This is a genomic window from Anaerococcus provencensis (assembly GCF_000312365.2).
Lineage (GTDB): Bacteria > Bacillota > Clostridia > Tissierellales > Peptoniphilaceae > Anaerococcus > Anaerococcus provencensis.
The window spans coordinates 327,934-341,771 of record NZ_HG003685.1 but is presented as its reverse complement, the minus strand read 5'-3'; the positions used below and the strand labels follow the sequence as shown (position 1 = coordinate 341,771).

Sequence of the window (13,838 nt, the reverse complement as noted above, 5' to 3'; positions counted from 1 at the left end):
ATTAAATCTCTAGAAGTTCTTTGGATATAGCTTTTGTATTTTGGTAAATAGTCTTATATACCTGATAATATTTCTCGTAAACTTGGACATTCTGAGGATTTGGCTGATATTCTTCTTTGTAATTTACAAACTTATTGGCACATTCCCCAAAGTTTTCGTAATATCCCAAGCCTACTGCAGCAATCATAGCAGCGCCAGTTGATGGTCCATTTTCAATCTCTAGAGTGATAATTTTCTTATTTAAAATATCAGCTTGCAATTGCAACCAAATTTTATTTTTGGCGCCTCCACCTACTGATACCAATTGGCTTACATCTTCACCAGGTTCTTTATCAATTATTTCCAAGCTATCTTTAAGAGAAAATGTAATTCCTTCAAGGACTGCTCTTGTAAAGCATGGTAAATCATGAGAGATATCTATTCCCACAAAAGAAGCTCTTATACTGCTATCATTATACGGAGTTCTTTCACCTTGGATGTATGGGGTAAACATCAAACCTTCTGAACCAGGACTAACATTTTCAATCCCCTCTAGAAATTCATCAAATGTCATATTCGATCCAAAAGTCGATTTTAACCAATCAAGACTTTTACCGGCAGCAAGGGTAACTCCCATAGAATAATATGAGCCAGGGATGGCATGGTTGAAGGTATGTAATTTCCCATCTTCATTGCCTGTTAAATTTACCTTGTTGGCCAATACAACTCCTGATGTTCCTATACTTATCATTCCTTTATCATTTGTTGTGATACCTGACCCTACTGCACTAGCTGCATTATCAGCTGCACCAGCATAAACCTTTACTTTGTTTTTAAGACCTAGCTTATCCTGTATATCTGGCAAAATATCTCCTACATATTCTATGGACTCCACCAAAGGCGGGAGTATATTTTTGTCTATTTCAAATTGATCTGCTATTTCTTCTGACCACTCTTTTTTACCTATATCTAATAATAAAGTACCTGCCGCATCAGAATAGTCCATATTATATTTGCCAGTTAGCCAATATCTTAGATAATCCTTTGGCAAAAGCATATGTTTTACTTTATCCCAAATATCTGCTTCATTTTCTTTAACCCACAAGATTTTAGGGAGGGTGAAACCTTCTAAGGCTATGTTTTTGCTAATATTAACTAGGTCATTTCCATAATTTTCCATTATTTTCTTACATTGCCTAGTTGTCCTAACATCATTCCATAAAATAGCATTTCTTAGAACTTGATTATTTTGATCCAACAATACCAAACTATGCATTTGCCCAGAAAAACTTAAAGCTTCTAAGTCTTTATCAAAATCTTCTATCTTTTTTTCAAGGTCATATATTACATTTATAAAAGCATCTATCCAATCGTGAGGATTTTGTTCACTGAAGCCCTTCTGTGGAATTATTAAGTCATAGGCAGATGAACTTGTTTCTACCAGACTACCATCTACAGTATAGACAGATCCTTTAAGAGAACTAGTCCCCAAATCTACTCCTAATATATATTTCATAAGAATCCTTTCTAGAAAAAAGGGCTGTTGCAAAATATGAATCCTTTATAGTTAATATAAGCTTAATCTTTAAAAACCTATTAATCTATCAATACATAGATATAAGGTTAGAAAGCTCTTATACTAAAAACAATATTCACTATGCAACATCCCTTTAATTTAACTTATACTAAATAATCATTAATTCTTTGTTTTAGATATTCTACATGATATGACTTATTGACAATCTTATCATTCTTCAATGCATATTCTGTAAGTTTTTCAAAGTCTGTTGTTCCGTCTATAATAGATTTACCTAAATCAGACTCAAAACTTTCATATTTTTCATTTAAAATATTCTCAATAAATCCATCCTCTTTCATCTTTGCTGCAGCTAGTAGACCCCTAGCAAATGTATCCATACCAGCAATATGAGCAATCAAAAGGTCTTCTTGGTCAACTGAAGTTCTTCTTACTTTAGCATCAAAGTTAATTCCACCCTTATGAAGTCCTCCGTTTTCTAAGATCTCATACATAGCTAGTGTTGTGTGATACAAATCATATGGGAATTCATCAGTATCCCAACCCAATTGTTCTTCACCATGGTTAGCATCAATAGAACCTAGAGCTCCTTCTGTTCTTGCCACACGCAATTCATGTTCAAAAGTATGACCTGCCAAAGTAGCATGGTTGCCCTCAAGGTTTAACTTAAATCTATCTTTTAAGCCATATTTGTTGATAAAGAATAGTGCAGTTGCAGCATCATAGTCATATTGGTGTCTCATTGGTTCTCTTGGCTTAGGCTCTATTAAGAATTGAACCTTGTGGTCAATCTTATCTGCATAGTCGCAAGCCATATGGAAAAATTTCGCAAGATTTTCTTGTTCCAATTCATAATCTGTGTTAAAGAGCTCTTCATAGCCTTCTCTTCCACCCCAGAAAACATAGTTTTCACCACCAAGTTTTTTAGAAATATCTAGACCTTTTTTAACTTGAGCAGCTGCATATGCATAAACATCTACATTGTTAGTAGTAGCTGCACCATTTAAGTATCTAGGGTGACTAAACATATTAGCAGTATTCCAAAGTAACTTGATGCCAGTTTCATCCATTTTTTCCTTGATTAGATCAGTAATCTCATCAAGATTTGCATAAAACTCTTCTAAAGAATCTCCTTCTGGAGCAATATCAACATCATGGAAGCAGAAGTATTCAACTCCAAGAAGTTCTAGCAATTCAAAAAATGCTTCAACTCTATTTTTTGCAGTCTCCATTGGAGAAGCACCATGCCAATTTCTCTTAGCAGTACCAACTCCAAAAGGATCAGCTCCTTCTTGACCCATAGTATGCCAATAAGCAAGTGCAAATTTAAAATGCTCTTTCATAGGTTTTCCAAGCACTACTTTGTCAGCATCAAAGTAGTGATAAGCAAGAGGATTCTTAGAATCAACCCCTTCAAATTTAACTTTTTCTATTCCTTCAAAATATTTCATTTTTTCTCCTTAAATTATTTATCTATTAGCTTTTCTTCTACTGAGCATATCAAATGCTACTGCAAATAATAGTACAAAACCTTTGATTGCTTGCTGCCAATCTGTACCAACTCCCATTATAGACATACCATTATTTAGTATTCCCATAATTAATGCGCCTATGATAGCTCCTGATATTGTTCCAATACCACCACTAGCGGAAGCTCCACCTATATAGCAAGCTGCTATAGCATCAAGTTCTATACCTTGACCAGCTGTAGGAGTAGATGCTCCAAGCCTACCTGAAAAAGTTATACCTGAAACTGCAGCTAATAATCCCATATTTACATATGTTAGGAAAAGTATTTTCTTTGTATTAATACCAGAAAGCTTAGTTGCTTCTTCATTACTCCCTGTTGCATATATGCTCCTACCTAGGGTAGTATTTCTTAATATAAAGGAATAAATGAATACTAATAATCCTATAATTATTAATATAATTGGAATGCCTTGATATTTTTCTAATACAAAGACTACTACAAAGGCTACTATCATAGATAAAATAGGATACAATATATTTGCCTTTTTATCTGATTTTTTTGCGCTTTTAAATTTAGTGAAAATAGTAATTGCCGCAATAAACAAAATTACCCATCCAGAAATTGATATTCCTACAAATTTACTAGTTTGTGGTAAAAACCCTGAAGCTATATTAGTATAGGCAGTTGGAAAAGGTGCTAAGGTATTTCCATCTAGGATAGAAATTGTTAAACCTCTTAGAATTAAAAGTCCAGATAGTGTAGCAATAAAAGCTGGAACTTTAATTCTAGAAACCCAAAATCCGTGCCAAGCTCCAAGAACTAACCCTATAAGTAAACAAGCAATAATAGTAACTGGTATGTTTAAATTTTTCTCAATAATCATCTTTCCAGCTATAGCACTAACTAATGCTAAAGACGAACCTACAGATAAGTCGACATTTCCTGTTAAAATAACCGGCAGCATACCAATAGCTAGAATTATAATATAACTATTTTGTAATATTAGTTTAGTTATATTGGAAGGAGTCAATAGAACTCCTTTGGTTAAAATCTGGAATAATATTGTTATCACCACCAGCATTATAAACATCATGAATTTTCTTAATTTCTTAATCTCAAATTTCTCAGTCATCATAAACCATTCTCTGTTTAAACCTTTCTTACTTTCGTTAAGATTTATGGCTTTTTATTGTATTAGTAGAACCTTCTAGCATTGTTTTCATAATAATTTCTTGATTTGCTTCTTCCTTTGGAAGTTCTCCTACTATTCGTCCATCATTTATAACATAAATCCTATCACTAATACCTATTATTTCTGGCATATCTGATGAAATCACAAGCACAGATTTTCCTAAGGATGTAGCTTGATTTATTAATTCATATATCTCATACTTAGCACCAACGTCAACACCCTTTGTAGGTTCATCTAAAATTAACAAATCAGAATCCCTGTATAGTAATCGCGCCAATAGGACTTTCTGTTGGTTTCCTCCAGATAGGCATCTAGTATGTTGGTTGATACCACTGGATTTTACCTTAACCATGTCACTGTATTTTTTTGTGTCTAGATTTTCTTTATCCTTATTTATAACAGTGTTTTTGCTGACTTTATCTAAAGCTGCTATTGTTATATTATCTTTAATACTCCTATCTAAGTACAATCCTTTTGTTTTTCTATCTTCAGTTAAATATATGATTCCATTGTCTATAGCTTCTTTAACGCTATTGATTTTTATTTCTTTACCATTTTTATAAATACTTCCGCTTACCTTATCCCCTGGAGGGTAACCGTAGATACTTAGTGCCAGCTCAGTTCTTCCAGAACCCATAAGTCCAGAAATACCAACTACTTCACCTTTACGAATATTGATATTTATATCATCTAATAATAATTTATTTTCAATGATTGGATTCTTATATGTCCAATTTTTGATTTCATAGCTTATCTGACCAATATTATTTTCTTTTTCTGGAAACCTATTGGTCATCTTTCTACCAATCATCCCTTGAATAATTCTATTATCATCCACATCTCTTTGAGTATTATCAAGTGTTTCAATGGTATGCCCATCTCTAATTATTGTTATATAATCGGCCACTTCTGTAATCTCTTCAAGCTTATGGGAAATAATAATAGATGTGATACCTTCCTGGTTTAGGGATTCTATCAGTTGTAAAAGTTTTTCACTATCATTTACATTTAGGGAAGCAGTAGGTTCATCAAGAATAAGTAATTTTACATCTTTTGATATTGCCTTTGCTAGTTCAACTAATTGCATCTTGGCTACACTTAGACTTGATATTTCAGCTCTTGGATCATCGTCAAGACCAACAAGTGTCAAAAACTTTTCTGCTATTTTATATTGTTCTTTCCAGTTGATAATTCCGTTTTTATTTATTTCGTTTCCAAGAAATATATTGTCCATTATATTTAAATCCGGAATCAAAGATAATTCTTGATGAATAATTGATATGCCATCATTTTCACTATCTTTTATTCCTTTATAATTTACTTGCCTGCCATCATATATTAGCGTCCCAGAATAATCTCCGGCTGGATAAAGACCACTTAGAATATTCATCAAAGTAGACTTTCCAGCACCATTCTCACCACATATAGCGTGAATAGTGTTTCTTCTTACTTGTAAATTTACATTATCCAAGGCTTTTGTAGATCCAAAAACCTTGGTAATGTCTTTCATTTCTAATATAAAGTCAGTCATTTTTATTACTTATTGAATTCATCTTTATTATAGTAACCACTATCAAATAATGTTTCTTCTATATTATTTTTATCAACAGCAACAGGGTCTATCAAAAATGTTGGAACAACCTTTGATCCATTATCATATGTTTCATTATCATTGGTATTTACTTCTTCACCCTTGTTCATTGCTTCAATCATATTTACAACTTCTTTGGCTAGCGTTCTAGTATCTTTAAATACTGTCATCGTTTGTTTGCCATCTAAAATCGCTTGAACATTTGGTATATTTGCATCTTGACCTGTCAAAACAGGCATTGGTTTTTCATCTGTACCATATCCTGCTGCTGATAATGCAGATTGAGTTCCTAGAGAAACGGAGTCATTAGAGCATAGGACAGCATCTATTTTTTCATCTTGATAGAATGTTGTAATAATATTTTCCATCCTTGATTGAGCTTCTGCTTCATCCCAATTTGGAGTAGAAACTTGGCTCATTTCTGTTTGATTTGATTTGATAACTAAAGTTCCTTTATCTATATAAGGTTGTAACTTACTCATAGCACCTTCAAAGAAATATTTAGTATTGTTATCATCCATAGGCCCAGTAACTAGCTCTAAGTTAAATGGTCCTTCTTCATTTTCTAAATCAAGTGTATCAACTATATATTGACCTTGAATTTCACCAACAGTTGTCAAATCAAATGTTGCATAGTAATCAAGCGCTTCAGTATTCATAATCAATCTATCGTATGCAATAGTTTTTATATTGTTTTCGTGAGCTTGATCCATTACTCCTGATAAAGTATTTCCATCGATAGGGCCAACTACAAGGTAATTCACCTTTTTTGCTATCATATTTTCAATCATAGACACTTGAGTATCTGGTTGATTTTGAGCAAATTGTAAATCTACTTTATAACCCTTTTCTTCTAGTAAATTTTTAAGATTATTTCCATCTTGGTTCCATCTTTGTAATGATTGAGTTGGCATAACAATTCCAACATATTTTCCATCTTCTGAAATTTCAGATGAATTTGCACTTTCTGTATTAGACTCTGTATTGGAAGCTCTATCATTTGAGCATCCAATAAATACTAACATCAACGCCATTAAAAAACTCACAAAACTTATTTTTTAAAATTTTCTCATAAACTCCCCCTTACAAATTATTGTTTAAAGTGACAGATTATTTCTTTTAAATATCACTATTTGTTTTTATATGAGTTACACCTATTCCTGTGGCAGCCCATATTAAAGCAAATATTAATCCAGAATAGTTAAGAATTGCAAAAGGTAAGTATGTTAATGTAGGTACGCCTAATGTCGTAGCCATGTAAGCTCCTGCAGCTGTCCAAGGAATCAAACACTCAGTACATGTAACAGAATCCTCAAGTGTTCTTGATAGAACCTTTGGATGTAACCCTTTTTCAACATATACATCTTTTAAAGCTTCTCCTGGCATCAATATAGATACCTGGCCATTACTAGTTACTCCAGTTGTTATTAGACAAATTATCTCAGTAGAAAGAACAAGCTTAAATGTGCTATTTATCCTTGTAATCAATTTATCGATTAGTACTGATAAACTACCAGTAACAGTCATGGTTCCAGCAAAGGAAATTGCACAAATAGCAATAAGAAGCGTATTCATCATAGCCATCATGCCACCTCTAGTAAGCAACCTTACCAAATCTGCAGATACAGAAGATTCCTCAAAACCTAACATTCCTACATTAAATCCATTTATAGTGGCATTTATACAATCATTTAGGCTGGCTCCTTGAAATATTCCTCCATTAATTAGTGCTACGATAGATGCAACTAGCATGACTGGTATAGTCGGTAATTTTTTTATTGATCCTATTAAAACTATTGCTAAAGGCACTATCAATAAAATATTCCAATTAAATATTCTATCTAATGAACTTAACATTTCATTAACTGCTTGAGGGATTTCAGCTCCATTTGCTCCTGATACTCCTCCCAAAATAAAGTAGAAAACCACTGCCACTATTGCTGAAAAACCTGTAGTCCACATTTGATTTCTTATATGCTCATATAAATCCACACCACAAACTGCTGAAGATAGGTTTGTAGTATCTGAAAGTGGAGATAGCTTATCACCGAAATAGGCCCCAGAAACAACCGCACCAGCTATCAATGCTAAGTTAGCATTCATACCAATGGCAACTCCCATGAAAGCTACACCAATAGTTCCAGCAGATCCCCACGATGTTCCTGTCAAAACAGATATTATTGCTGTTAGCAAGAACGCTGTTACTGCTAAGTAATTAGGGTTAATTAATTTTAGTCCATAATAAATCATCATTGGAATAGTCCCACTTATCATTAGAGAGCCTATCATAAAACCAACAATTACTAGAATTAGAAGAGCACCCCATACACTTTTTATTTTTAATGATATTTCATCCATGATTTCGTCGTAACTATATCCAAGAAATGCCGCTTGTATACCAGAAATAAAAGTAGTTAGTACTATTAATGGTTCAGCTGGTAAATCAAATTTTCCAATACCTATTCCTAGTAAGATAAGCATAGTCAGTATAGGGAATAGCGCTTCTAATGTGCTTGGCTTTCTTTTTTCTTTACTTTTCATAAATACTCTCCCAATCAATATTATTTTTTATTCTATCTAGAGCAGTTACTATCAGCTCTTTAGGAGCAGCAGCATTTATTCTGAAAAATCCATAGCCTTCATCTCCAAATTCACTTCCTAAAGATACAGCTACCTCTGCATGATTAACAAATAAGTCCGATAACTCTTCTTCAGTTATATTTAAGTCTTTATAGCTAATCCATAGCAAAAATGTCCCTTCGATTTTACTACACGTAAAACCTTGTAAGCCTTCTTCAAAAAAATTTTTTATTAAAATCATATTTTCTTTAATATCTTGCTTTATTGCCAACATCCAGTTATAGCTATCACCATATGCTGCTTCAATTGCAGGTATAGAAAAATAATTTGGATTATGTATTCCATTTTGAATAAGAATTACCTTAAATCGATCTCTTATTTTAGAATTTTCAATAATTATATTGCTAATCTCCAACCCAGGTATGTTAAAGGTCTTAGATGGTGAATTAGCAACAATCATCTTATCATACTGACTAAAGAAACTGGCAAAACTAACAAAATTATCACTCCAAACAAAATCCGCATGAACTTCGTCAGAAAAAATTAATACATCATATTTCTTGCATAAGAATATTATTCTTTCAATTTCTTCTTTACTTAAAACTTTTCCTGTAGGATTATGAGGAGATACAATGACAAAGATTTTAACTCCAGACTTCAAAGCATTTTCCATTTGTCCAAAATCAATTCTATAAGAACCGTTTTCATAAATCAGTTTATTTTCTATTGTATTTCTCTTATTGACTTTGATAGCATTTTGAATTGGGCTATATAAGGGAGTCATAATCATAATATCATCATTTTCTTTTGTAAAATTTTGAATTACTAATGATAAAGCTTGAATTATCCTAGGACAAAAAACTATACAATCTTTGTCTACTTCATATTTATATTGGCTTTCCATCCATTTTTGTGATAAATCCAAATATCTTGGACTAGGATTTGTATAACCATAGATTCCCATTTCCGCAAATTTTACCAAAGACTTAATAATCTCTGGTGATGATTTAAAATCCATGTCCGCAACCGTTAAGGGAATAATATTAGGATTGTCATATTTATCAATAGTTTCATCCCACTTCGCACAATTCGTTCCTATTCTATTAACTATATTCAAGGAATCACCTCCAAAATTTAATAGATTTATACATATATAAGTTAGTAAATTTATTTACTAACTAAACTATATCATATATAATTGTATCTGTAAAGTGTTTTTTGATTTATTTTGAAAAATTTGTTTAATATAATTATAGGAATGGAGAAATTATGAGAAATGAATATCAAGTTCTTATATTAGAAGAACTTTTAAATAATCACAAAAAATCAAGAGTTGATTTGTCTAAAGATTTGAAAATAAATAAAACTTCTATTTCCTCAAGCGTTAGTAGTCTTATTAGTGAGGATTTAATTACTGAGGTTAGTGTTGGTGAAGCTTCTTCTAAAGGTGGTAGGAGGCCTATAGAGTTAACTTTAAATCATGAGTACGCCTATTTTATGGCTATCGATTTATCTAGAGATTATATATCATATTGTATTTGCAATATGAATTTCGAGATCAAAAGTTATGATATCAAGAAGATTAATATTAGTAGTAAAAATGTTACTGATGAAATTGGAAAAATTATTAATCAAACGCAAGAAAATTACACAATTAATGGAGAAAATAAGCTAAAAGGAATTTCTATAGCTATTCACGGGATAGTAAGAGATAATAAAGTAATATTTACTCCTAACTATGATATCGATCAAATAGATTTGGTTGCTGAATTAAAAGAGGACTTCCCTGATATTGATTTTAATTTAATTAATGAGTCTAATGCTGCAGCCCTTTGCGAATATTATATTACGCAAATTGATAATTTGACTACTATAAATGTTGGTAGTGGTGTTGGCTCTGGCATTATAATAGATGGAAAGCTTCACAAGGGCAATAGAGGTTATGGTGGTGAGATTGGTCATATGATTATCGTACCAGATGGCGAAAGTTGCCATTGTGGTAATAATGGGTGTTTTGAAAGATATTGTTCGACTTCTGCAGATATTGATTATTATAATACTTTGTCAGATGATACAATTTCAACATCTAGTGAACTTATAGATAGATATTTTGCTAATGATGAATTTGCCATAAAAACTGTTGAAAGAAATATAAAGTATATGAGTATAGGCATAAATAACATTGTTAAAACTATCGATCCTGCCTGTGTATATATTAATAGTGATTTAGCTTATAATATTCCTTTTTATTTAGAGAAGGTATCAGAGAATGTAATATCAACTTTTGGCCAACCTATATCTATCGAGGTATCAAAGTTTAATGATAAATCTACTCTAATAGGTTGTATTTATCATTCTATAATTAAATTTTTTGAAAAATAGTGTTAAAAAAAGCTGCAGATGTATTTACATCTACAGCTTTTTCTACCTTCCTATTCTTCCTCAATCTTATCAAATACTGATGTTGCGGTTTCTTTGATTACTTCATTTAGGGTTACTATGTTGCCTTTGCCTTCTGTGTTTAGCCATTCTTTTGCGTCTTCTGCTGATTTGCCGAATACGTCTACTGCGCCTCTCCATGTTGCTCTGCCGCATAGGACACCGTTAAATGTTGAGCCGGCTTCTTTTGCAAATTTTAGGGTTTCTTTGAATAAGTCTGCGCTTACTCCGCCGCTTAGGAATATGAATGGTATGCTTGTTGCGTCTGATTGGTCTTTGAAATATTTAAGGGCTTCGTCTCTTGAGTGGAGGATTTCGCCTTCTCCGTATCCTTCTACAAAGTTCATGTTTACTGGTGCTTCTACTTTTAGTACGTCTACCTTGTATCTTGGGTCATCAAAGACTTTCATTGATTCGATTACCTTTTTTGGACGTAATTTTGAGTATTCGATTCCTTTGGCATCGTCGATATTGGCATCGTAGTTTACGATTTCTAGGAAGTATGGAAGGCCAAGGGCTTCGCATTCATAGCCTACTCTTTCTACCCATGCTTTTTTGATGTCGTTGATTTCTTCACTTTCGTCTATGTCGTAGTATAGTAGGACTTTTACTGCGTTTGCGCCCATTTCTTTGATTCTTAGTCCTGATACGAAGTCGATTAGTCTTGGTAGTCTGCCTTCTTCGTATTCATCATAGCCTGTTTGCTCATAGGACATTATTAGGCCAGCGTTTTTGTCTCTTGCTTCTACTCCTTTCATGCCATAAATTGGGTCTAGAAGTATTGATGATGAGTATTTTGTTAGCTCACTTGATACTAATTCTTTGAATTTGCCTATGCCTTCGACATTGTTTAGGTCTGGGTTGGCTTTTCCCATCATCTTTTCCATTGATCCACGTTGGTCAATGGCAAGTGCCGCTATTGCTCCTTCTTCGTTTGCTAATTGTTTGAGATTTTCGTATTTCTCATGAGATACTTTCATATAATTTCCTCCACTTTTATTTGATTGTAATATTTGTCAAAGTCGTCTATATTGATGTGAGCTATTTCTTTGTTTAGTACATTTAAAAGGCCACAAGTCATGCTTGTTTTTATAATCTCTATGTCATCCTTGCCATTATTTATAGCAGATAAGGCTCCTGCAAGTGATGAATCTCCGCTTCCCACAGGGTTTACTGCACTAACTTCTGGCACGCTTGCCCCATAGATTTTGTTATTCGCCTTTACAATCGCTCCATCTTTGCCCATGGATGCTATAACATATTTTATGTCTTTAAAGGGTTCTTTTAATAGGATATCTCCAAGATTTTCCTTGTTTACTTCTATGCCTAGAACATCTCCTATTTCTGTTTCGTTTGGTTTGATCAGATCCGGCTTTATTTCAGCGTTTATTATTGATTCAAGAGTTTTGCCAGATGTGTCTACGGATACAAATTTGTTATGGTCGTTGGCATATTTTATGATTGTTTGATAGAAGTCAACTTCAAGTCCCTTTGGCAACGATCCAGAAATGTTGATGATTTCACAGCCCTCGCTTATCTTATCAAGATTTTCTATGAATTTATCTTTTTCTTCCTGGGAGATTGTTGGACCTTTTTCTAGGATTTCTGTTTGGTTTCCATCATGTAGGACTGCTATACAGTTTCTTGTGACTTCTTTGATGTCTACAAATCTTGATTCTTGTCCCTTTTCCTTGAGAGTTTCTTTTATATATTGGCCAAGAGCACCGCCAACAAAACCAGAGTGAACAACGTCTCCACCTAGTTCTTTTACGACATAGCCAACGTGGATTCCCTTACCACCAGCATCTTTTATAACTTGACTAGTTCTATTTACATCGTCAATTTTAAAGTCATCTAGTTCGTAGGAAATATCCACAGATGGGTTTGCAGTTATTGTTAAAATCATGCCCATGCCTTATTTCCGTTAATGTATGTTGCTTTAAGTTCTAAGTCTTCATCTAGGACTATGAAGTCAGCATCATAACCTATTTTTAGCTTGCCACAAACATCATCAATGCCTACAGATTTGGCAGGGATGAGGCTTGCCATTTGGATGGCTTCAAATACATCTGCTATATCCCAGTCCACAACATTTTTCACTGCATCTTTAAGTTTTAGGATAGATCCAGCTAGATTTCCATCTTCTTTTAGTCTTGCTGTACCATCTTTTACAATTACATCGTATTCTCCAAGTTTGTAGTCACCTTCAGCCATGCCACCAGCAGCCATACAATCCGTGATAAGAGCTATGTGGTCACGTCCTTTGACATTCATCAATATATTGGCACTAACTGGATTTACATGGTGGCCATCGCAGATAAGTTCGCTTATAGCCTCAGAATTCATAGCAGCTCCAACCATTCCAGGATTTCTGTGGTGTAGGCCGCTCATGCCATTATAGGTGTGGACAAAAATATTTGCTCCAGCATCAACAGCATCCATAGCCACATCATAAGAAGCATCAGAATGGCCAAGAGCAACGTATACGCCCATAGCATTTGCCTTTTTTATAAAGTCAGTCACTCCTTCTCTTTCTGGAGCAATGGCGATTTTATTAACTAGGCCATCTGACAAGTCTTTCCATTTTTTAAGTTTTTCTATATCTGGATCTGACATATATTTGTCATTTTGGGCTCCCTTGTATTTTTCTGTGAAAAATGGTCCTTCAAGAAAGACTCCCCTTATTTTTGCACCTTCAGCGTCCTTGTATTCTTCTCCAACTACCCTACAAGCTTCGTTAAGTCTTTCAGTAGAATCTGTAAGAGTTGTTGGCAAAAAGCTTGTAACTCCAGTTTCTAATAGACCCTTAGAAATAATATTTAAAGCCCCTGGCTTAGCATTCATAATATCTTCGCCATAGTAGCCGTGAATATGAGTATCTACAAGACCAGGAGCAATGATTTCTCCCAAGTCCTCAAATTCTTCTGGTTCACTTTTAGAAAATGACTTAATAACGCCATCCTCAACTTCCATAAAATAGTCTTTCAAGACTTCGTCTTCTAAAATAATATATTTAGCTTTATAAAACATAATTCCTCCAAAGCTTTTT

Annotated in this window: 11 protein-coding genes; 1 reads left to right on the top strand and 10 read right to left on the bottom strand. The window is 33.5% G+C overall.

What is annotated here, in order from left to right:
- Window position 1: 1 nt before the first annotated feature.
- The 7 genes from xylB to BN38_RS01855 form a co-directional block, all read right to left on the bottom strand.
- Window positions 2–1,495, bottom strand: coding sequence for a xylulokinase (gene xylB / locus BN38_RS01885; RefSeq protein ID WP_044565218.1), 1,494 nt, complete (start codon window positions 1,493–1,495; stop codon window positions 2–4).
- 164 nt (window positions 1,496–1,659) lie between these two features.
- Window positions 1,660–2,967 carry a xylose isomerase gene (gene xylA / locus BN38_RS01880; RefSeq protein WP_044565217.1) on the bottom strand — a complete coding sequence of 436 codons (1,308 nt, stop codon included), beginning with the start codon at window positions 2,965–2,967 and terminating at the stop codon, window positions 1,660–1,662.
- A gap of 18 nt (window positions 2,968–2,985) precedes the next feature.
- Entirely contained in the window at window positions 2,986–4,122 is a 1,137-nt protein-coding gene (mmsB, locus tag BN38_RS01875) for a multiple monosaccharide ABC transporter permease (protein ID WP_044565216.1), read from the bottom strand.
- 34 nt (window positions 4,123–4,156) lie between these two features.
- Window positions 4,157–5,710: a sugar ABC transporter ATP-binding protein gene (locus BN38_RS01870; RefSeq protein WP_044565215.1), complete on the bottom strand. Its 1,554-nt coding sequence runs from the start codon at window positions 5,708–5,710 to the stop codon at window positions 4,157–4,159.
- A 5-nt stretch (window positions 5,711–5,715) separates the two neighbouring features.
- Window positions 5,716–6,795: a multiple monosaccharide ABC transporter substrate-binding protein gene (gene chvE, locus BN38_RS01865; RefSeq protein ID WP_044565400.1), complete on the bottom strand. Its 1,080-nt coding sequence runs from the start codon at window positions 6,793–6,795 to the stop codon at window positions 5,716–5,718.
- A 94-nt stretch (window positions 6,796–6,889) separates the two neighbouring features.
- On the bottom strand, window positions 6,890–8,311 hold the full coding sequence (nhaC, locus tag BN38_RS01860) for a Na+/H+ antiporter NhaC (RefSeq protein WP_044565214.1): 1,422 nt from the start codon (window positions 8,309–8,311) through the stop codon (window positions 6,890–6,892).
- Window positions 8,301–9,467 carry a MalY/PatB family protein gene (locus BN38_RS01855; RefSeq protein WP_044565213.1) on the bottom strand — a complete coding sequence of 389 codons (1,167 nt, stop codon included), beginning with the start codon at window positions 9,465–9,467 and terminating at the stop codon, window positions 8,301–8,303. The genes nhaC and BN38_RS01855 overlap by 11 nt, the downstream gene beginning before the upstream one ends.
- 152 nt (window positions 9,468–9,619) lie before the next feature.
- Between BN38_RS01855 and BN38_RS01850 the strand changes: the two genes are divergently transcribed.
- A complete protein-coding gene (locus tag BN38_RS01850; protein ID WP_044565212.1) occupies window positions 9,620–10,732 on the top strand; it encodes an ROK family protein in 1,113 nt (370 codons plus the stop codon).
- A gap of 50 nt (window positions 10,733–10,782) precedes the next feature.
- On the opposite strand, the gene BN38_RS01845 is transcribed toward BN38_RS01850, so the two are convergent.
- The 3 genes from BN38_RS01845 to nagA are packed head-to-tail and all read right to left on the bottom strand — an operon-like array spanning window position 10,783 to window position 13,819.
- Entirely contained in the window at window positions 10,783–11,769 is a 987-nt protein-coding gene (locus BN38_RS01845; RefSeq protein WP_044565211.1) for a tagatose 1,6-diphosphate aldolase, read from the bottom strand.
- Window positions 11,766–12,695, bottom strand: coding sequence for a hexose kinase (locus BN38_RS01840; protein WP_044565398.1), 930 nt, complete (start codon window positions 12,693–12,695; stop codon window positions 11,766–11,768). The genes BN38_RS01845 and BN38_RS01840 overlap by 4 nt, the downstream gene beginning before the upstream one ends.
- Entirely contained in the window at window positions 12,692–13,819 is a 1,128-nt protein-coding gene (gene nagA / locus BN38_RS01835) for an N-acetylglucosamine-6-phosphate deacetylase (RefSeq protein ID WP_044565210.1), read from the bottom strand. Before nagA ends, BN38_RS01840 begins: the two co-directional genes overlap by 4 nt.
- Between the last annotated feature and the right edge of the window lie 19 nt (window positions 13,820–13,838).

Coding starts and splice junctions, on each gene's coding strand:
- BN38_RS01850 (WP_044565212.1), top strand. CDS start 9,620: ATGAGAAATGAATATCAAGTTCTTATATTAGAAGAACTTTTAAATAAT.
- xylB (WP_044565218.1), bottom strand. CDS start 1,495: ATGAAATATATATTAGGAGTAGATTTGGGGACTAGTTCTCTTAAAGGA.
- BN38_RS01870 (WP_044565215.1), bottom strand. CDS start 5,710: ATGACTGACTTTATATTAGAAATGAAAGACATTACCAAGGTTTTTGGA.
- nagA (WP_044565210.1), bottom strand. CDS start 13,819: ATGTTTTATAAAGCTAAATATATTATTTTAGAAGACGAAGTCTTGAAA.
- BN38_RS01840 (WP_044565398.1), bottom strand. CDS start 12,695: ATGATTTTAACAATAACTGCAAACCCATCTGTGGATATTTCCTACGAA.
- chvE (WP_044565400.1), bottom strand. CDS start 6,795: ATGTTAGTATTTATTGGATGCTCAAATGATAGAGCTTCCAATACAGAG.
- nhaC (WP_044565214.1), bottom strand. CDS start 8,311: ATGAAAAGTAAAGAAAAAAGAAAGCCAAGCACATTAGAAGCGCTATTC.
- xylA (WP_044565217.1), bottom strand. CDS start 2,967: ATGAAATATTTTGAAGGAATAGAAAAAGTTAAATTTGAAGGGGTTGAT.
- mmsB (WP_044565216.1), bottom strand. CDS start 4,122: ATGATGACTGAGAAATTTGAGATTAAGAAATTAAGAAAATTCATGATG.
- BN38_RS01845 (WP_044565211.1), bottom strand. CDS start 11,769: ATGAAAGTATCTCATGAGAAATACGAAAATCTCAAACAATTAGCAAAC.